Below are 19,094 nucleotides of genomic sequence, written 5' to 3'. Positions count from 1 at the left end.
ATGTTGAGCCGACCGGCTATCTCACTGCTGAAGCAGCTGGCATCCGAGGGGGTGTCTCCGTGGCTGGACGCCGCGAACGCGGAGGACCTCTTCCCGGGTGCGCTGTCCCATGGCGAAGCGGCCGGACTCGTGCACGGCATCGTGGCACGGACCCTCGCGCCGGCCGCCCTGCGCCGGGCCTGCGACGCCCTGTGGGACACCTTCGTCACGAGCGACGGCCTCCACGGCCGCGTGTCGGTACCCGTGGACCCGCGGGCAGCCGGTGATGCGAAGGCGCTGGTGGCCGCTGCCCGTCACGTGCACGCCGTCGTGGGGCGGGCGAACCTGCAGGCCCGCATCCCGGCGACCCCGGCCGGCCTGCTCGCGCTGGCGGAGTGCCTCGCCCTGGGCATCAGCGTGGAAGCGGGCCTGGTGTTCTCGGCCGAGAGGTACGAAGCGGTCCTGCAGGCGTACCTCACCGGGATGGAACGGGCCCTCGCGGCCGGACTGGACCTCCGGGGGATCACGGCCACGGCCTCGGTACCGGTGGGCGTGCTCGACTCGGAGGTCAACACCCGGCTGGCGGCACTGCCGGGGCCCGCCCTGCCCGCCGCCCGGGCCCGTGACACGGCGGCCCTGGCGGTCGCCCGCGAGGTGTACGGAGTACGGGAGCAGCGGCTCGCCACCGGATGGTGGCAGGTGCTCCGGGCGGCCGGGGCCACGCCCCCGGGGCTGCTGTGGACCACGGGGAGCCCCCGCCACATCAGCGCGCTCATCGGCTGGAACACCGCCCACGCGTTTTCCCTGGAGGCGCTGGAGGCCGCCGCGCTGCAGGAGGAGCTGCGCGGCGACACACTGCTGGGTGGGCACGAGGAGGGACGCCGTGCCCTGGACGCACTGGCACGGCTCGGTATCCGCATGCCCGATGTCGCGCAGGAGCTGGAGACGGTGGGACTCACCCGTCTCCGGCGCGCCTGGACGCTCAGGTCCTGAGCTCCGCCCCCCGCCTGCCCGGGAACCGGGCCGCGGCCAGCGACAGCAGCGGGGCGGCCTTGACCGCCGTCTCCTCGAACTCCGCCTCGGGGTCGGACAGCGCGATGACGGCTCCGCCCGTGCCGTAGCGCACCCGGTCCTCGGTGACCAGGGCCGTACGGATCACGATGCTCAGATCGGCGGCGCCGGTGAGCGAGAAGTAGCCGATGGCACCGGAGTACACCCCGCGCGGCCCCGCCTCGAGCCGGTCGATGATCTGCATCGTCCGGATCTTGGGCGCTCCGGTCATCGAGCCCCCGGGGAAGGCGGCCCGGACGCAGTCCACGGAACTGAGGCCGGAGCGCAGCCGCGCCCGCACCGTGCTCACCAGCTGGTGGGCGCCGGCGTACGTCTCGACCCGGAAGATCTCGTCGGCTTCCACGGAACCCGGCTCGGCACAGCGCCCGAGATCGTTGCGGACCAGGTCCACGATCATCAGGTTCTCGGCGCGGTCCTTCTCGCTGCTGCGCAGGTCGGCCACCAGCTCCGCGTCCTCCGCGGCGCTGGCGCCGCGCGGACGGGTTCCCTTGATCGGCCTGGATTCGACCACGCCGTCGCGGGAGACCCGCAGGAACCGCTCGGGCGAGGAGCTGAGCACGCTGAGCCCGTCGAACTGGAGCAGCGCACCGAAGGGTGCCGGGCTGACGGAGCGCAGCCGCAGGTATCCGGACCACGGGTCCAGGGAGCCGCTCAGCTCCGCCATGTTGGTGAGGCAGACCTCGTAGGTCTCGCCGGCCGCGATGTCCTCCTGGCATTCGGCGATCAGCCCCAGATAGGCGTCGCGGTCGTGGCGCAGCCGGATCCCGCCCAGCCGGGCGGGCGCGGGCGCCGAGCCGGGCAGGCTCAGCGGCAGCCGCGCGAGCCGTCCCGCCATGGCGGCCAGCCGGCTCCACGCCGCGGCCTCCGACCCTTCCACGCCCTCCTCCGCCAGCGCCAGCAGGTGGGTGGTGCCGGTCGCGTGGTCGAGTACGAGCGCCCGGTCGGCGAAGACCATCGTCGCGTCGGGGTCCTCCGACTGGTGCGCGAGATCTCCGCCGCATTCGGCCTTGAGCTCGTAGCCCAGGTAGCCGGTCCAGCCGAGGGCGAAGTCGAAGGGGAGATCGGGGACGTCCGCGCTGATGCCGCGCAGGTCCTGGTCGATCCAGTCCAGGAAGGCTCCGGCGACGATCTCGGTCCCTGCCGCGGAGTCCACGCGGACCGTCCCGCTCCACACGTCGGCGCGGGCCACCCGTGCCAGCGGCCCCCATGCGTCGCCCATCACGGAGAAGCGTCCCGCGCCGGCGTCCGGACGGCTGCTGTCGAGCCAGAAGGCGTGGGGATTGCCCCGGAACAGCGCGTCGTAGGCCATCTCGGCGGCCCAGCCCGTGGACAGTTCCTGTGCGAGCACCCGCAACCGGCGCGTACCGGAGGCGGCCGGCCCGGACACGGCCGGCCGCGCCGTGGCCGCCGTGGCAGCCGCGGCAGCCGGAGCGGAACGGGTCCTGCGCCGTGGCCCGCTCAGCTCGGCGAAGTTCCGCAGGAGTTCGACGCCGTACTCGGCGCATATCGATTCGGGGTGGAACTGCAGGCCCCACATCGGCCGCTCCCGGTGGCGCAGCCCCATCAGGATCCCGTCCGGCGTCCACGCCGTGGCCTCCAGTTCGGGCGGCAGGTCGGTCACCGCGAGCGAGTGGTAGCGCACGACCTGCATCGGTGAGGGAATTCCCGTGAACAGGCCCTCGCCGCTGTGCAGTACGGAGGAGACCCTCCCGTGCTGCGGCTCCGGTGCCCGGCCCACGGTGGCGCCGTGGAGCAGGCCGATCCCCTGGTGGCCGAGGCAGATTCCGAGCAGCGGCAGCGTGGTCCGTTCGGTGATCTCTCGGGAGATGCCGAGATCGGCCGCCCGATGGGGCGTTCCGGGGCCGGGAGAGACGATGACGTTGTCGAATTCCGCCAGCCGCCGCATCCGCCAGTGCGGGTCGTCGTTGCGGACCACCTCCGGCTCCCGGCCGTTGACCTCGGTGATCTGGTGGAAGAGGTTGTAGGTGAACGAATCGTGGTTGTCGATCAGGAGTGTGCGCACGTCGGCCCCCTCACCGCGCCGGGGACGGCAGGATTTCCAGCAGCATGTGCTCGACGACGTCGCTGCCGTACTCCCCTTCGCGCACCCGGTGGCTGCGCAGGGTGCGCAGTTCCCGCCCGCATTCCTGCGCGATCCGGTACAGGGCCGCGACGTCGCCCCGGTCGCTGAAGTGCAGCAGGGCCGATCCGTTCGGAGTGAGCCAGCGCGGCGCCTGTTCCAGGTAGCGGCGATGGGCCCGGTATCCGGCGTCCACGTAGGCACGCTCGTGGACCGACTTGTACTCGTAGGACTCCGGCGCCAGCACGTAGTTGGAGCTCCAGAAGACGGTGTCGAACCGGTCGCCCTCGTTCAGACCCGAGAACAGGTCGCTGTGCAGGGCGCTCAACCGGTCGTCCACCCCGTGCCGTTCCGCATTGACGGCCGCGTTCTCCACCGCCCGCGGGCTGATGTCCGAGGCGACGACGCGCTCGTAGCCGGCGAGCGCGGCCATGACGGCCGTGACTCCGGCACCGCACCCCACTTCCAGGAAGGAACCGGAGCGCGCGTGTGCCGCCGGCCCGCTGCCCAGGTCGAGGAAGTCCAGTGCGATCCCGGTCGACGGGGAGAACACGGGCGCGAACACCTCGTCCAGCAGATCCCACTCGCGTCCGCACATGGAGAAGACCTTCGGCCTGTCTTCACGCGTCAGCGACATTCGACTGCGGTGAAGTGAGCGCTCGAAACTCTGGACCTGCGACATCGCACCCCTCGTAAGCAACCTGGACCGCGGCGCCCGGTCTTGGCGCCGGGTAAAGGTTCACCCAAGGTGAGGTCATGTCAGAAGGTGGCCGGGCAACCGTGTTGTTCACGAAGAGTGGTGCCCCAGCCACACTCCGCCCCGCTGACCTGGCATTATTACTTCAACAAAATGTTGACCAAGCCCGCGGGCCGCATTACGTTCGCCACGGGTCACGCGCGCTGCGCCGCGCATCGAGGGGGGCGAAATGCAGGAGATGCCGGATGGACGAACGCCGCACGCGGACGTCTCCGAGATGCTGGAGCTGCTGGCCCGGGAGGCGCCCACCGAGGAATTCGAGCGGATCGTGCGCACGGCCCGTGACGCCGGCGCCGGCGAGGAAGACCTCACCCGGCTGACCCGGGCGAAGGACCTCTCCTTGAACATCCGCGGCCTCTTCGCCCGCCGCCAGCAGCGCGAAGCCGGACTGAGCGCCCTGGTCGACACCGCCCGGGACCTGACCCTCCCCTACAACCTGGACACGCTGCTGAAGGTCATCACCCGGCGGGCCCGGCTCCTGCTGGGGCTCGACATGTCCTGGGTGACCTTCCACGCCTTCGACGAGCAGCGCTCCTACGTCCGCGCCGCCGACGGCCACACCTCGGCCATCACCGTGGGGTTCGCCGTGCCGATGACCGGCGGCGTCGGCAGGCAGGCACGCCAGCGGTCCGCCCCCTTCTGGACGGCCGACTACCTCCAGGACACCTCCTTCGCCCACTCGGACGTGATCGACAACGTGGTGCGGGCCGAGGGCCTCCACGCCCTGATGGCCGTCCCGCTGCGCCACGAGGAGACCGACCTGGGCAATCTGTACGTCGCGGGCCGCCGCATCCGCCACTTCGATCCGGACGAGATCTCCCTGATGAGCTCGCTCGCCGACCTCGCCACGGTCGCCATCGAGAAGACCCGGCTGCTGGACCAGGTCAGGGACGAGGTCGCGGGACTGGAGCTCAACACCTCCCGCGCCATGGACTCCTCCGCCGCCGCCAACCACCTGCGCGACACCCACAGCCGCCTGATCGAGCTGGTGTTGGGGGGCGGCGGCCTGCACAGCCTGGCCGCCGAGGCATCCACCCTGCTCGGCGGCACCCTCCTCATCCGCGACCAGGCCGGACGCGACCTCAACGCCCCCGCGGACCTCCCCGAACTGGACGAGAGCGACATCCGCGCGACCTTCCTCGACGCCCACACCGAGCGCCGCCCCGTCCGGTCGGCGAGCGGCATCTGGATCGCGCCGGCCGTCGCGGGCCAGGAGATGCTCGGGACCCTCCTCCTCGTCCCGTACGCGCGCACGGAGGAGGAGGTCTCCGACACGGCCCACCGCATCCAGCTCCTCGCCCTGGTCTCCCAGGTCACCGCCCTCCTGCTGATGATGCAGCGCAGCGCCGCCGCGGCCGAGGGCCAGGTCCGCGACGAGCTGTTCAACGACCTCCTCAAGGGAGGGGAGCTCCAGACCGCGAAGCTCGCCGAACGCGCCCGCCGTCTCGGCGTCGACCTCGACGGCCCCCACGTCGTCGTGGTCGCCCGCCCCGAAGGCGGCTCCCTGGGCCGGGCCGTCATCTGGGCGTCCTCGTACGCGCACCAGCACTCCGGCCTCAAGAGCGTCGACGAGGGCTGCATCATCCTGATGCTCCCCGGAACCGACGCGGGAGCCGCGGCGCGCGCCGTGTCGGAAGAGCTCTCCTCGGCACTCGACCACCCCGTGACCGCGGGCACGGCGGGGCCGGTCACGGAGCTGTCCGCCATCAGCCGCACCTACCAGCAGGCCCGCTGCTGCCTGGACGCCCTCACGGCCCTGGGCGGCACCGGCGGCAGCGCCTCGCCCCGGGACCTCGGCTTCCTGGGCCTGCTGCTCTCCGACAACCCCAACACCGGGGACTTCGTCAACAGCACCATCGGCCCCGTACTGGACTACGACGCCCAGCAGCGCACCGAGCTCGCCCGCACCTTGGAGGCGTACTTCGCCTCCGCCGGCAGCCCCACGCGTGCCGCGGAAAGCCTGCACGTCCACCCCAACACCGTCTCCCGCCGGCTGGAGCGCATCAGCGAACTCCTGGGCCCCGAATGGCTGGAGCCCCAGCAGGCCCTGGAAGTCCAGCTGGCCCTCCAGATGCAGCGCACCCGGCGGGCGCTGATGCGGGGCCGCCGCGATCAGGCGGGCCGCGCCACCGGCTGAGGCCGGTAGCGGGTGGTCAGGGCGTGCACGGCGTGCGCGGCCGAGGCGAGCGTCGTGTGCCGGTGCCAGCCCCCGAAGGACCGGCCCTCGAAGTCCACCATCCCCACGTCCACGGAGACCTCGGAGAAGTCGGCGGCGACGCGTTGCGCCAGCTTCGCCAGGCGCAGCAGGGCTCCCCACGGCGCGTCCGTCAGATCGGTGAGCCAGCACTGCTGCGGCCAGCCCTCCGTGCCCGTCCACTCGCCCAGCAGCACCAGGTTGCGGTGCGTGCCCGGCAGCCGGACCGGGACGGCGGCCACCAGGCTCGTACGGGTGCCCATGGTCACCGGATCCGTCCAGGTGACGGGCCGCCGCAGGGTACGGACCATCCTCAGGAGCTGATGCGCGGGGATCTCCCGGACCTCCCGGCCCAGCAGGCCCGGAGCGGCGGGGGCCACGCGCGCGGAGCCCCGGACTCCGGCCACGAAGGGCAGGCCGGCGGCGCCGAACCGCCTCGCGACCGCCGCCGGGTCGGTGTCCGGGAGGTCGAGGACGACCGGGCGCGGCGCACCCCCCACCCAGGCCTGCGCCTGGAGCGCACCTTGGGCCACGCACTCCAGGGGGGTCTCGGCCAGGCTGGACTCCGCGATCCCCGGGTCCCCGAGCCGGGGACCGTCCCGCCAGTCGTCGGAGAGGGTGAGCCGCCAGTTGACCGGGCTGCTCACGCCCTCGGCGGCCGCCCAGATGCCGAACACCTCCTGGCTGTTGACCACCTGTCCCAGGCTCGGTACGAACCGGCGGGCGACCCCCACCGAGTGCCGCCCCGCCTTGGGGATGATCACCGAGTGCGCCACCCAGGCACGGGGGCGCACCGACCGCTCCAGGAACCGGGCGAGCGCCGCACGCACCGCATCCCACTCCCAGGGGGAGGAGGAGATGAAGTGGTGCAGGCTCTGCTCGGCCGCCCGGTCCCCCACGCAGGCGGCGATGTTCCGCATCGTCTTGCGGCCCCCCGCCGACAGCAGCCCGCGCAGGTACATCTCTCCCTTGCGCCGCTGATCACTGCGCGACAGCGGCGCGAAGATCTCCGCGCACAGTTCCCCCAGGGTGCACTCCGGCACCCGCTGACCATTCTGTTCTTCCCAGACGAGGTGCATCCCCGCGTCTCCCCAACGCTCGGCAGCCCGCTGCTCTCCTGCGGGACCACCACCGTGCGCCGCGGGGGACGGACTTGCCCAGGTGCGCCCGGCACACACCTGCGGCCGCCGGCGCGTGCCCGGCCACTGCTCGCCGGGCGGGCCCCGGACCGGGACCGGGGAACGGATGCCGGCTCGGACCGCCGGCCTCCGGGGGAGGGTGGCGAGCCCACCACCCCAGACGCACGAAAGACCCCCTTGGCCGCGTTTTCGCAGGTCAAGGGGGTCTTTATCTGTGGAGCCTAGGAGATTCGAACTCCTGACATCTGCCTTGCAAAGGCAGCGCTCTACCAACTGAGCTAAGGCCCCTCGGAACTGGACGCACCTGTCCCGCGGGAAAAGGGGGTCGTTCCGCAGAACAGAGTACCGGGTGTACCCCCTCATCTCGCAAAATGATAGGGACTCCCGCCCCGCGACCACTCTCCGTAAGATGCTCGCGAGGTTCGCACCAGCGAAGGGGAGTAGTAAGAGTGGACGCTGTTCAGCAAGAGGCCACGGCCAGAGCCAGAGAGCTTCAGCGCAGTTGGTACGGGGAGCCGCTCGGAGCGCTCTTCCGCCGGCTCATAGATGACCTCGGCTTGAACCAGGCCCGCCTCGCTGCGGTGCTCGGACTGTCGGCGCCCATGCTGTCCCAGCTGATGAGCGGCCAGCGCGCCAAGATCGGCAACCCTGCGGTCGTGCAGCGCGTCCAGGCGCTCCAGGATCTCGCCGGCCAGGTGGCCGACGGAAGCGTCAGCGCCGTGGAGGCCACCGACCGGATGGACGAGATCAAGAAGACCCAGGGGGGCTCCGTCCTCAGCAACAGCGGTCAGACGCCCACCAGTTCGGGCGCCCCCACCGTCAAGCGGGTCGTCCGCGAGATCCAGTCGCTGCTGCGTTCGGTCTCCGCGGCCGGCGACATCATCGACGCGGCGGACTCCCTCGCCCCCAGCCATCCGGAACTGGCAGAGTTCCTCCGGGTGTACGGAGCGGGCCGTACCGCCGATGCGGTCGCCCACTACGAGGCGCACCAGAACTGACAGTCGGTCGAGCGGACAACGGGTGACGGGGGACGGGCGCAGCGATGGGTGAGATCTTCGCCGGCCGGTACGAGCTGATCGATCCGATCGGCCGCGGTGGCGCGGGGGCCGTGTGGCGGGCCTGGGACCACCGCCGCCGCCGGTACGTCGCCGCGAAGGTCCTGCTGCAGAGCGATGCCCACACCCTGCTGCGGTTCGTGCGGGAACAGGCCCTGCGCATCGATCACCCGCACGTCCTCGCCCCGGCCAGCTGGGCGGCCGACGACGACAAGGTCCTGTTCACGATGGACCTGGTCGGCGGCGGCTCCCTCGCCCACGTGATCGGGGACTACGGTCCCCTTCCGCCCCGTTTCGTGTGCGTGCTGCTGGACCAGCTCCTGTCGGGGCTGGCTGCGGTGCACGCGGAGGGCGTCGTCCACCGCGACATCAAACCGGCCAACATCCTGATGGAGGCCACCGGAACCGGGCGGCCGCACCTGCGGCTGTCCGACTTCGGCATCTCCATGCGCAAGGGCGAGCCGCGGCTCACCGAGACCGACTACGTGGTCGGCACTCCGGGATACTTCGCCCCCGAACAACTCCTCGGCGCGGAGCCCGACTTCTCCGCCGACCTCTTCGCCGTCGGACTCGTCGGCCTGTACCTGCTCCAGGGCCGCAAACCCGACTCCCAGGCCCTGGTGGAGCACTTCCTGGCCCACGGGACCCCCGGTGCCCCCGAAGGCGTCCCGGGGCCGCTGTGGGAGGTCCTCGCCGCTCTGCTGCAGCCGGACCCCCAGAACCGGTTCAAGACGGCCACGGGGGCCCGCAAGGCCCTGGCCGAGGCCGTGGAGCTGCTCCCGCCCTCCGCCCCGGACGAGGATCCGGTGGAGGTGTTCGACCAACTCGGGCCGCTCCCGGGCGGGTTCGGCCCCGACGGCCCGCAGACCACCGCCGCCGTCACCCCCGAGACGCCGACCGTCGGCATGGCGGGGGCCGTCCCGGTGGGCGGCTCCGGCCCCGCGACGGCGGCCGCGGCGCCCGCCCCCGCCGACCCGCGCGGCCCGGCGGCGACCCGCACCCCGACCCCGACCTCACCCACGACGCCCACGACGCCCGCCACCCCGTACCCCGCCGGTCCCGCGCAGGCACCGGCGGCGGGCGCCGGAGGGTTCGGGCCCGCGCCCGGGTCCCCGTACGACTCCCCGGCCGCCCCGCCGCAGCCGCCCGCGCCGGCACCCGCGTACGGCGCCTCCCCGACGGGGAGCTTCCACCTGACGCCGCCGGCCGCACCGGCCCCGCACCCCACCGCCGCCCCGGCCCGGCGGACCGGTATCGCCCCGCCGCCCCCGGGGGCCGTCGCCGCACTGCTCGCGGCCGCGCTGCTCTGCTTCGCCGCCGGGGTCTGGGCCCTCACGCAGATGTAGCCGCGCGGCCCCGCCGCCCGAGCAGGGTCCAGCCGCCCAGCACCAGCAGGAGCACCGTCCCGGTACCGAAGCCGGCCGCCGCCACCACCCGCATCACCGCGGCGTTCCCGGCGGCGTCCGCGGCCTCCGGGGCGGTCAGCCCCGCCTTGGCGGCCTCCCGGTCCCCGGCACCGACCCCGAAGCCGCCCGAGGCCGGCTCCTCCTTGTACGCGGGCGCCTTGCCCGGGGTGCCGGTGACGTCCACGCGCAGGGTCAGCGGCACCGGCGTCGCGTCCTCGGTGAACTCGGCGACCTTCGCGCCCATGGTGACCGCGACGTAGTACCAGCCGGCGATCGACGCGTGCTGCACGTCCTTGTCGCCGGAGAAACGGTTCTCGTACGCCACCGGCGGGGTCTTCCCCAGGGTGACCCCGGCCTGCTTGCCGTCGTAGGAGGTGTCCTTGTCCAAGACCAGCGCGCGGTAGGGGCTGTACAGCGAGACGACGAGCCCGCCCGAGGCCGAGCCGGACGGCTTGGTCATCGCGGCCGCGGACAGCTCGGCTCCCAGGCCCAGTTGCTGTCCCCAGTCCAGCGGCACCCGGTACCAGCGCGTCTGCCCCGGCCGCAGCTCGTCGCGCCACACCCCGGAGGCCAGCGCCCGGGCGTCGTTGAACCCGGTGCCGCCGCTGCGCCCCGCCGCCTCGGTGCCGGGCAGGGTCGCGGCCCCCGAGGGCCAGGTGCTGGGTGCGGCCGTGGGGCCGCCGGGGCCGCGGCCCGGTTCGCGCTGCACGCGGAGTTCGAGCGGCCACTCGGCCAGGTCGGAACCCTTGCCCGACGTACGGGTGACCTTCACGTAGTACACCCCGCCCGGCGCGCACTCGAGGTCCTCCGCGCCCCAGCGCACCCCGACGGCACTGATCGGCACCGGGTCGTAGCCCAGGCCGGCGCGGCCCGCGGAGGCCTGGCAGGAGCGCCCGGCGGTGGTCATGATCTCCACCTCGATGCCGTCGCCGTAGGAGACCTTGGACCCGGCGGCGGGCCGGGCCACGGCGGAGACGTACACGTTGGACTGGTCCTGCTGGAGCACGAGCCGGTAGACGCGCTCCCCGGGACCGAGCTTGTCCGCGTAGACGCTCCCGGCCTCCAGCAGCGGGGCGTCGGCGGTGGAGGGCTTGCCCTCGACGGGCTTCGCGCCGTCGGCGGGGCGGTACGCGGGCAGCGGCCGGGGCACCGCGGCCGCCTGCGCCGCTCCCGGCAGACCCGCCACTCCCAGCAGGCCGAGGGCCGCTGCCACCGCCGTCGTCCGCACCCGACCCACCACGCCCACCCCGAGTTTGCTAGCGCAAGCCAAATCTTTGCATAACGTAAGTTTTCGTCACAGAACAGCACAAAGCCCCGGCCGCAGCGGCAGCCGGGGCTTCATGCGATCAGCCTTGGGTCTCACACACCGGAACCAGAGGGCACGGAGTCGGTTGCCTCCGTCCACAGGTCCTGCTCGGCGCGGTCCGCCTGGATCTGGCGGTACACGAGGAGCCCGCCGATGGCGGCCAGTGCGACCAGGAGCAGCTTCTTCACGGCGCGACCTCGTCTTTCGTTGACGTATGGGGACTTCTGACGCCCAACAATACACACGGACCGATACCGTTCGGTGACCTGCCGGTCCACCAATCGGCCCAACGACGAAGACCCCCAGGCCATGGGCCTGAGGGTCTTCGACACTGTGGGGCTAACAGGATTTGAACCTGTGGCCTCATCCTTATCAGGGATGCGCTCTAACCAACTGAGCTATAGCCCCATCCGTCTGCTGCTGCGCTCCGCGCTGCGCGCTGACTCCTGAAGATTAGCGCACAGACGCGGTAGCTCCAAAATCGGTTCTCACGCAGCGTCTGCGCAGGTCACTCGTCCTCGGCGAGCGTCAGCTCCACACCACCGACGAAGCCCGCCGACAGGTTGTAGATGAACGCGCCGAGCGTCGCCAGCGCCGTCGCCAGCACCACGTCGATGACCGCGATCACCGACGTGAAGATCAGGACGCGCGGCAGCGACAGGAACGACTGGAGGTCGAAGCCGTTGCTCTCGTTCGAACCGGTCGCCTCGCTGATCGTGCCGCCGACGGTCGAGAAGACGCCCATCGCGTCCATGACCATCCACAGCACCACCGCGGCCACGATCGTGCAGACGCCCAGCGCGATCGACAGCAGGAAACTGACCTTCATCACCGACCACGGGTCGGCCTTGGCCACCCTGAGCCGCGCCTTGCGCGTCCTGGGGGCCGTACGGACCCCTGTGCGCGGCTTGCGCTGCGCGGAGGGCCCCTCGCCGGTGCGCGGCGCGCCGGGGCCCTGGGGCGCCGTGTACGCCTGCGGCGGCTGGTACGGCGGCTGCGCGGGACCCGCGCCGGCGGACGGCTGCGGCCCTCGGGTGTCCGTCACGGTTCCCCCCTGGGAGTCCGCGGCGGGGCCACGGGCACCATTCGCTCCAGTCTTGGCCGGTCCGGCGCCCGTGGCTCCACTCACGACTTACTCCTCGTGCTCCCCGACCGAAGGCTGCGTGCCCTCGGCGGCCTCGGCGGCCTGTCCTTCGGCCGCCTCGGTCCCAGTGTCGGTCTCGGTCTCGTCCGCCTCGTCGGCCTCCTGGCCGGCTTCGGCGTTACGAGCGATGCCCACCACGGCATCTTTCTTGCCCAGGTTGATCAGCTGGACGCCCATCGTGTCACGCCCGGTCTCCCTGACTTCGTTGACGCGCGTACGAATCACACCACCGCTGAGGGTGATTGCGAGGATTTCGTCGCTTTCGTCCACCACGAGCGCGCCCACGAGCGACCCGCGGTCCTCCACGATCTTCGCGGCCTTGATACCCAGACCGCCGCGACCCTGGACGCGGTACTCGTCGACCGGCGTCCGCTTGGCATAGCCGCCGTCGGTCGCGGTGAAGACGAACGTACCGGGCCGGACCACGCTCATGGAGAGGAGTTCGTCACCCTCACGGAAACTCATGCCCTTCACGCCCGAGGTCGCACGGCCCATCGGACGCAGTGCGTCGTCGGTCGCCGTGAAGCGGATCGACTGCGCCTTCTTGCTGATCAGCAGCAGATCGTCCTCGGCCGACACCAGCTCCGCACCGATCAGCTCGTCATCGCTGCCGTCCTCCGTCTCCCGGAGGTTGATCGCGATCACACCACCCGAACGGGGCGAGTCGTAGTCCTTGAGCGCCGTCTTCTTCACCAGGCCGCCCTTGGTGGCCAGGATCAGGTACGGCGCCGCCTCGTAGTCGCGGATCGCGAGGATCTGGGCGATCTTCTCGTCCGGCTGGAAGGCCAGCAGGTTCGCCACGTGCTGCCCGCGCGCATCGCGGCCCGCGTCCGGCAGCTCGTACGCCTTGGAGCGGTAGACACGGCCCTTGTTCGTGAAGAACAGCAGCCAGTGGTGCGTCGTGGACACGAAGAAGTGGTCGACCAGGTCGTCCTGCTTCAGCTTCGTGCCGCGTACGCCCTTGCCGCCGCGCTTCTGCGAGCGGTAGTCCTCGGTCTTGGTGCGCTTGACGTAACCGCCGTGCGTGATCGTGACGACGATGTCCTCTTCGGCGATCAGGTCCTCGATGGACATGTCACCGTCGAAGGGCACCAGCTTCGAACGCCGGTCGTCGCCGAACTTCTCGACGATCGCAGCCAGTTCCTCGCTCACGATCGAACGCTGGCGCTCCTCCGAGGCCAGGATCGCGTTGTACTCGTTGATCTTGGCCTGGAGCTCGTCGTGCTCCGCGACGATCTTCTGCCGCTCCAGCGCCGCCAGACGCCGCAGCTGCATCTCGAGGATCGCGTTCGCCTGGATCTCGTCGATCTCCAGCAGGCCCATCAGGCCCTCGCGCGCGATCTCGACCGTGTTGCTGCGACGGATCAGCGCGATGACCTCGTCGATCGCGTCCAGCGCCTTCAGCAGACCGCGCAGGATGTGCGCGCGCTCCTCAGCCTTGCGCAGGCGGAACCGCGTGCGCCGGACGATGACCTCGATCTGGTGCTGCACCCAGTGGCGGATGAACGCGTCGATCGACAGCGTGCGCGGCACGCCGTCCACCAGCGCCAGCATGTTCGCGCCGAAGTTCGTCTGCAGGTCGGTGTGCTTGTACAGGTTGTTCAGCACGACCTTCGCGACGGCGTCGCGCTTGAGCACGATCACCAGGCGCTGACCCGTGCGCGACGAGGTCTCGTCACGGACGTCGGCGATGCCGCCGATCTTCCCGTCCTTCACCAGGTCGGCGATCTTCTGCGCCAGGTTGTCGGGGTTGGTCTGGTACGGAAGCTCCGTCACCACCAGGCACTGGCGGTTCTGGATCTCCTCGACCGCAACCACCGCACGCATCGTGATGGAGCCGCGCCCGGTCCGGTACGCCTCCTCAATGCCCTTGCGGCCCACGACCAGCGCACCGGTCGGGAAGTCCGGGCCCTTGATCCGCTCGATGAGCGCGTCCTGCAGCTCCTCGTGCGAGGCGTCCGGGTGCTCCAGCGCCCACTGGGCACCGGCCGCGACCTCGCGCAGGTTGTGCGGCGGAATGTTCGTCGCCATACCCACGGCGATACCGGCGGAGCCGTTCACCAGCAGGTTCGGGAAACGCGCCGGCAGGACCGTCGGCTCCTGGTTGCGGCCGTCGTAGTTGTCCTGGAAGTCGACGGTCTCCTCGTCGATGTCCCGGAGCATCTCCATGGCCAGCGGCATCAGCTTGCACTCGGTGTAGCGCATCGCCGCCGCCGGGTCGTTGCCCGGAGAGCCGAAGTTGCCGTTGCTGTCCACCAGCGGCATCCGCATCGACCACGGCTGCGCCAGGCGGACCAGGGCGTCGTAGATCGAGGAGTCGCCGTGCGGGTGGTACGTGCCCATGACGTCACCGACGACGCGGGCGCACTTGTAGAAGCCCTTCTCGGGCCGGTAGCCGCCGTCGTACATCGCGTACAGCACACGACGGTGGACGGGCTTGAGACCGTCCCGTACGTCGGGCAGCGCACGCGAGACGATGACGGACATCGCGTAGTCGAGGTAGGAGCGCTGCATCTCCGTCTCGAGCCCGACGGGCTCGATCCGCAGCTGCGGCTGTTCCTCTTCGGTGTTGTCGGCGGTGGGAGTGGTTTCGTCGGCCATCGCTGGTCAAAGATCCTTTCAGGCGGTCAGCAGGGACCGACTCAGATGTCGAGGAAGCGGACGTCCTTGGCGTTGCGCTGGATGAAGGACCGCCGTGCCTCGACGTCCTCACCCATCAGCACCGAGAACAGGTCGTCGGCCTGCGCCGCGTCGTCCAGCGTGACCTGGCCGAGGACGCGGTGGTCCACGTCCATCGTGGTGACGCGCAGCTCCTCGGCGTTCATCTCGCCCAGACCCTTGAAGCGCTGGATCGAGTCTTCCTTGATCCGCTTGCCGTTCTGCTTGCCCAGCTCCACCAGCGCGTCGCGCTCGCGGTCCGAGTACGCGTACTCGAAGTCGTCGCGGCCCCACTTGATCTTGTACAGCGGCGGACGGGACAGGTACACGTGACCGGCCTCGACCAGCGGCCGCATGAAGCGGAACAGGAAGGTCAGCAGCAGGGTGTTGATGTGCTGGCCGTCGACGTCGGCGTCCGCCATCAGGATGATCTTGTGATAGCGGAGCTTCTCGATGTCGAAGTCCTCGTGCACACCGGTGCCGAAGGCGCTGATCAGCGCCTGGACCTCGGTGTTCTGGAGGATCTTGTCGATACGGGCCTTCTCGACGTTCAGGATCTTGCCGCGGATCGGCAGGATGGCCTGGTACATCGGGTTGCGGCCGGACTTCGCGGAGCCGCCTGCGGAGTCACCCTCGACGATGAAGATCTCGCACTTGGTCGGGTCGTTCGACTGGCAGTCGGACAGCTTGCCCGGCAGCGAGGCCGACTCCAGCAGACCCTTGCGGCGGGTCAGGTCACGCGCCTTGCGGGCCGCGACGCGCGCCGTGGCCGCCTGGATCGACTTGCGGATGATGTCCGCCGCCTCGACCGGGTTGCGGTCGAACCAGTCGTTCAGGTGCTCGTGGACGACCTTCTGCACGAAGGTCTTCGCCTCCGTGTTGCCCAGCTTGGTCTTCGTCTGGCCCTCGAACTGGGGCTCGCCCAGCTTCACCGAGATGATCGCCGTCAGACCCTCGCGGATGTCCTCGCCGGCGAGGTTGTCGTCCTTCTCGCGCAGCAGCTTCTTGTCACGCGCGTAGCGGTTGACCAGACCCGTCAGCGCCGCACGGAAGCCCTCCTCGTGCGTACCGCCCTCATGCGTGTGGATCGTGTTCGCGAAGGAGTACACACCCTCCGTGTACTGCGAGTTCCACTGCATCGCGATCTCGACCGAGAGCATCCGCTCCTTGTCCTCGGCCTCGACGTCGATGACCGTCGGGTGGATCAGGTCGCCCTTGCGCGAGTTCAGGTACTTCACGAAGTCGACGATGCCGCCCTCGTAGTAGTACTTGACCGTCCGCGCCTGGGGCTCGGCCGTGTCCGCGTCCGGGTCGTCGGCTCCGGCCGTCGCCTTCGCCGACTCGCGCTCGTCGGTCAGCGTCAGGGTCAGGCCCTTGTTCAGGAAGGCCATCTCCTGGAAGCGCCGCGACAGCGTCTCGAAGGAGTAGTCGGTGGTCTCGAAGATCTCGCCGTCGGCCCAGAACGTCACCGACGTGCCGTGCTCGTCGGTCTCCTCGTTCTTGGCCAGCGGGGCCGTCGGCACGCCCAGCTTGTAGTCCTGGGTCCAGCGGTGGCCGTCCGTCTTGACCTCGACCGCGACCCTGGTCGACAGGGCGTTCACGACGGACACACCGACACCGTGCAGACCGCCGGAGACGGCGTAGCCGCCGCCGCCGAACTTGCCGCCCGCGTGCAGGACCGTCAGGACGACCTCGACGGCCGGCTTCCCCTCGGACGGGACGATGCCGACCGGGATACCGCGGCCGTTGTCGATCACGCGCACCCCGCCGTCGGCGAGGATCGTCACGTCGATCGTGTCCGCGTGCCCGGCCAGGGCCTCATCGACCGAGTTGTCGACCACCTCGTAGACGAGGTGGTGCAGACCTCGCTCGCCGGTCGAGCCGATGTACATGCCGGGCCGCTTGCGGACCGCGTCCAGGCCCTCGAGGACCTGGATCGCACTGGCGTCGTAATTCTTCTCGTTGGAGTCGCCGGAATCGGCCACGAAGCGCCCTTTCTGGCACAGCGCAGCCCGTACTCCGGACCAGCCTGTGCGCCGGAGGAGCGGCCGCGTCGATCTGCGTTGTCTGCGTGATCCCGCGAACGGGCGGGATTCTTCTCCAGTCTACCGGTACCACTGACATGAATGGGGGTTTGCCGGTACCTGAGTCCGCATGTGCCGCCCTGAACCGCCACTCTCCGACTCCCCATATCCGGGAAGGGGCTCAAAGAGGCTCACACGGGCATCCAGCGCTTCGGCCTGTCAACCTCCCACTACCGTGAGGGACACCACCCGCACCACGGGGCGAATCCCACCCCGTCCGGGCTCGGACCCAGCCCCATCCACACGCAAAGCCGGCCTCGTCAGGGCGCAAAACCGACCCCGCCGAAAGGCAGAGCCGAGCCCGCCGGGGACAGATCCAGCCCCGCCGGGGACAGATCCAGCCCGGCCGGGACAGATCCAACCTCGCCGGCGTTTGAGCCCCGGGTCCCGGGCTCACCCCCGCCGGGGACAGATCCAGCCCCGTCGGCGTTTGAGGCGCGGGGTCCGGGGCGGAGCCCCGGGTCCCGGCGCAGCCGGGCTCACCCCAGCCGGGCCCGAACCGCCCGGGCCTACCCGTACGTGTCCCCCGGACCCTTGCTGCCCGGCGCCCGCCACGGTCCGTACCCTTTCGGCCGGCCACCCCCGGGCCCCCGTACAAGAAGCACCCGCACCGTCCCCTGCCCCAGATCGGCGTTCAGCCGCGCGACCAGCTGCGGCGCCAGCAGCTTCAGCTGCGCCGCCCACGCCGAGGAATCGCACCGCACCACCAGCTCACGGTCCTCGTACCGCTCCGGAACACAGTGCGCCGCGATCTCCGGACCGACGATCTCCGGCCAGCGCTCCATCACACCCGCCACGGCCATCGGCATCTCCCACCCGCGCTCCGTGCGCAGCCGGTCCAGCGCCGCCATCAACGGCATCGGATCCCGGCCGTCCGCACGCGCCCCCGAACGGAGCCCCGGACCCTGCTGCCGCTTCTTCCCGCCCGCCGCGTTCCCCCGGGCCCGCGCCTGCTCCCGCGCCGCCGCCAGCGCCTGCCGCGCCAGATCCACCCCGGAAGGCTCCGCCGCCCGGCGGGGCTCCCTGCCCCGCTCACCGTCAGAACCGCTCACACCGCTCGCACCGCTCACAGCCGGGTCACCTCACCGCCGGACACCCCGAACCGCGCCCCCACCAGCACACCCGGAACGTCATCGTCCACAGCCGCGGTCACCAGCACCTGCTCGCCCCCGGCCACCAGCTCCGCCAGCCGCTCCCGGCGCCGCGCGTCCAGCTCCGCGAACACGTCGTCCAGGATCAGCACCGGCTCCGCACCCTCAGAGCGCAGCAGCTCGTACGACGCCAGCCGCAGCGCCAGCGCGTACGACCACGACTCCCCGTGGCTCGCGTACCCCTTCGCCGGCAGCTCCTTCAGCCGCAGCACGACATCGTCCCGGTGCGGACCCACCAGGGTCACCCCGCGCTCGATCTCCTGCTTGCGCACCTCCGACAGCGCCGCCAGCAGCACCTCGTACATCTCCTCACGGGTCCGCACCGCACCGCTGTCCACCGCCTCGCCCGCGGAGGACTTGTACGCCAGCCCCAGCGGGCCCCCGCCGGGCGCCAGCTGCTCGTACGCCTTGTCCGCCAGCGGCAGCAGCGTCCCGATCAGGTCCAGCCGCTGCGCCAGCAGCTCCGCACCCGCCCGCGCCAGGTGCTGGTCCCACACGTCGAGGGTCGACAGGTCCATCGACCGGCCCCCGTGCCGGCGGGCCATCGCCGCCGACTTCAGCAGCGTGTTCCGCTGCTTGAGCACCCGCTCGTAGTCCGAGCGGACACCCGCCATCCGCGGCGACCGCGCCGTGACGAGGTCGTCGAGGAACCGGCGGCGCTCCCCCGGATCGCCCTTCACCAGCGCCAGGTCCTCCGGCGCGAACAGCACCGTCCGGACGATCCCCAGCACGTCCCGCGGCCTGACCTGCGAGGACCGGTTGATCCGGGCCCGGTTCGCCCGCCCCGGATTCAGCTCCAGCTCCACCAGCTGCTGCCGCTCGCCCTGGGTGACGGCGGCACGGACGATCGCCCGGTCCGCCCCCATCCGCACGAGCGGGGCGTCCGAGGAGACCCGGTGGCTGCCCAGCGTCGCCAGATAGCCGATCGCCTCGACGAGGTTCGTCTTGCCCTGGCCGTTGGGGCCCACGAAAGCCGTGACGCCCGGGTCGAGGGGAACCTCGGCCCGGGCGTACGAGCGGAAGTCGGCCAACGAGAGATGCGAAACATGCATACGGCGCCGACCTCCCCC

The 19,094-nt window shown here is 71.1% G+C and carries 14 protein-coding genes and 2 tRNA genes; 4 read left to right on the top strand and 12 right to left on the bottom strand.

Features of this window, described 5'->3' with window-relative positions:
* Window positions 1-972 (top strand): transaldolase family protein, encoded by a 972-nt coding sequence (locus ACIGFK_RS08270; protein ID WP_376657843.1) that lies wholly within the window; start codon window positions 1-3, stop codon window positions 970-972.
* On the opposite strand, the gene pabB is transcribed toward ACIGFK_RS08270, so the two are convergent.
* Together pabB and ACIGFK_RS08260 are read right to left on the bottom strand one after the other, a co-directional pair.
* Window positions 962-3,073 carry an aminodeoxychorismate synthase component I gene (gene pabB, locus ACIGFK_RS08265; RefSeq protein ID WP_400050995.1) on the bottom strand — a complete coding sequence of 704 codons (2,112 nt, stop codon included), beginning with the start codon at window positions 3,071-3,073 and terminating at the stop codon, window positions 962-964. The two genes, ACIGFK_RS08270 and pabB, sit on opposite strands and share 11 nt — an antisense overlap.
* Window positions 3,074-3,083: 10 nt before the next feature.
* Complete coding sequence (locus ACIGFK_RS08260; protein ID WP_376657840.1) at window positions 3,084-3,728, bottom strand: methyltransferase domain-containing protein; 645 nt, start codon at window positions 3,726-3,728, stop codon at window positions 3,084-3,086.
* Window positions 3,729-4,065: 337 nt separating this feature from the next.
* Between ACIGFK_RS08260 and ACIGFK_RS08255 the strand changes: the two genes are divergently transcribed.
* Window positions 4,066-6,024 carry a helix-turn-helix domain-containing protein gene (locus tag ACIGFK_RS08255; RefSeq protein WP_400050992.1) on the top strand — a complete coding sequence of 653 codons (1,959 nt, stop codon included), beginning with the start codon at window positions 4,066-4,068 and terminating at the stop codon, window positions 6,022-6,024.
* On the opposite strand, the gene ACIGFK_RS08250 is transcribed toward ACIGFK_RS08255, so the two are convergent.
* Both ACIGFK_RS08250 and ACIGFK_RS08245 read right to left on the bottom strand, forming a co-directional pair.
* Window positions 6,000-7,160 (bottom strand): IS701 family transposase, encoded by a 1,161-nt coding sequence (locus ACIGFK_RS08250; protein WP_400050990.1) that lies wholly within the window; start codon window positions 7,158-7,160, stop codon window positions 6,000-6,002. The genes ACIGFK_RS08255 and ACIGFK_RS08250 overlap by 25 nt on opposite strands.
* 275 nt (window positions 7,161-7,435) lie before the next feature.
* A tRNA-Ala gene (locus ACIGFK_RS08245) sits at window positions 7,436-7,508 on the bottom strand.
* A gap of 161 nt (window positions 7,509-7,669) precedes the next feature.
* On the opposite strand from ACIGFK_RS08245, the gene ACIGFK_RS08240 reads away from it, so the two are divergent.
* Together ACIGFK_RS08240 and ACIGFK_RS08235 are read left to right on the top strand one after the other, a co-directional pair.
* Entirely contained in the window at window positions 7,670-8,218 is a 549-nt protein-coding gene (locus tag ACIGFK_RS08240; RefSeq protein ID WP_376657837.1) for a helix-turn-helix domain-containing protein, read from the top strand.
* Window positions 8,219-8,262: 44 nt separating this feature from the next.
* Window positions 8,263-9,621 (top strand): serine/threonine-protein kinase, encoded by a 1,359-nt coding sequence (locus ACIGFK_RS08235; RefSeq protein ID WP_400050988.1) that lies wholly within the window; start codon window positions 8,263-8,265, stop codon window positions 9,619-9,621.
* On the opposite strand, the gene ACIGFK_RS08230 is transcribed toward ACIGFK_RS08235, so the two are convergent.
* The 8 genes from ACIGFK_RS08230 to recF all read right to left on the bottom strand — a co-directional run bounded on the left by ACIGFK_RS08230 (window position 9,608) and on the right by recF (window position 19,076).
* A complete protein-coding gene (locus tag ACIGFK_RS08230) occupies window positions 9,608-10,927 on the bottom strand; it encodes a hypothetical protein (RefSeq protein WP_376657835.1) in 1,320 nt (439 codons plus the stop codon). The two genes, ACIGFK_RS08235 and ACIGFK_RS08230, sit on opposite strands and share 14 nt — an antisense overlap.
* Window positions 10,928-11,040: 113 nt before the next feature.
* Entirely contained in the window at window positions 11,041-11,175 is a 135-nt protein-coding gene (locus ACIGFK_RS08225; protein ID WP_208809277.1) for a DLW-39 family protein, read from the bottom strand.
* Between the two features lie 146 nt (window positions 11,176-11,321).
* A tRNA-Ile gene (locus ACIGFK_RS08220) sits at window positions 11,322-11,395 on the bottom strand.
* A gap of 100 nt (window positions 11,396-11,495) precedes the next feature.
* Entirely contained in the window at window positions 11,496-12,116 is a 621-nt protein-coding gene (locus tag ACIGFK_RS08215) for a DUF3566 domain-containing protein (protein WP_376657834.1), read from the bottom strand.
* Between the two features lie 3 nt (window positions 12,117-12,119).
* On the bottom strand, window positions 12,120-14,732 hold the full coding sequence (gene gyrA, locus ACIGFK_RS08210) for a DNA gyrase subunit A (protein WP_376657833.1): 2,613 nt from the start codon (window positions 14,730-14,732) through the stop codon (window positions 12,120-12,122).
* Window positions 14,733-14,773: 41 nt separating this feature from the next.
* Window positions 14,774-16,795: a DNA topoisomerase (ATP-hydrolyzing) subunit B gene (gene gyrB, locus ACIGFK_RS08205; RefSeq protein ID WP_376657853.1), complete on the bottom strand. Its 2,022-nt coding sequence runs from the start codon at window positions 16,793-16,795 to the stop codon at window positions 14,774-14,776.
* Between the two features lie 587 nt (window positions 16,796-17,382).
* Window positions 17,383-17,925, bottom strand: coding sequence for a DUF721 domain-containing protein (locus tag ACIGFK_RS08200; RefSeq protein ID WP_376657832.1), 543 nt, complete (start codon window positions 17,923-17,925; stop codon window positions 17,383-17,385).
* A 14-nt stretch (window positions 17,926-17,939) separates the two neighbouring features.
* The gene (recF, locus tag ACIGFK_RS08195) at window positions 17,940-19,076 is read right to left on the bottom strand and encodes a DNA replication/repair protein RecF (RefSeq protein ID WP_386468711.1); all 1,137 of its coding nucleotides are present in this window, start codon (window positions 19,074-19,076) and stop codon (window positions 17,940-17,942) included.
* Window positions 19,077-19,094: the final 18 nt, after the last annotated feature.

Origin of the sequence: Streptomyces sp. NPDC085524 (assembly GCF_044541755.1) — a bacterium.
GTDB lineage: Bacteria > Actinomycetota > Actinomycetes > Streptomycetales > Streptomycetaceae > Streptomyces.
This window is presented reverse-complemented; position numbering and strand designations above follow the sequence as displayed.

Bases quoted from the DNA above. Each gene is read 5' to 3' on its own strand.
- recF (WP_386468711.1), bottom strand. From the start codon at position 19,076: ATGCATGTTTCGCATCTCTCGTTGGCCGACTTCCGCTCGTACGCCCGG.
- ACIGFK_RS08235 (WP_400050988.1), top strand. From the start codon at position 8,263: ATGGGTGAGATCTTCGCCGGCCGGTACGAGCTGATCGATCCGATCGGC.
- ACIGFK_RS08255 (WP_400050992.1), top strand. From the start codon at position 4,066: ATGCCGGATGGACGAACGCCGCACGCGGACGTCTCCGAGATGCTGGAG.
- ACIGFK_RS08250 (WP_400050990.1), bottom strand. From the start codon at position 7,160: ATGCACCTCGTCTGGGAAGAACAGAATGGTCAGCGGGTGCCGGAGTGC.
- gyrA (WP_376657833.1), bottom strand. From the start codon at position 14,732: ATGGCCGACGAAACCACTCCCACCGCCGACAACACCGAAGAGGAACAG.
- ACIGFK_RS08260 (WP_376657840.1), bottom strand. From the start codon at position 3,728: ATGTGCGGACGCGAGTGGGATCTGCTGGACGAGGTGTTCGCGCCCGTG.
- ACIGFK_RS08270 (WP_376657843.1), top strand. From the start codon at position 1: ATGTTGAGCCGACCGGCTATCTCACTGCTGAAGCAGCTGGCATCCGAG.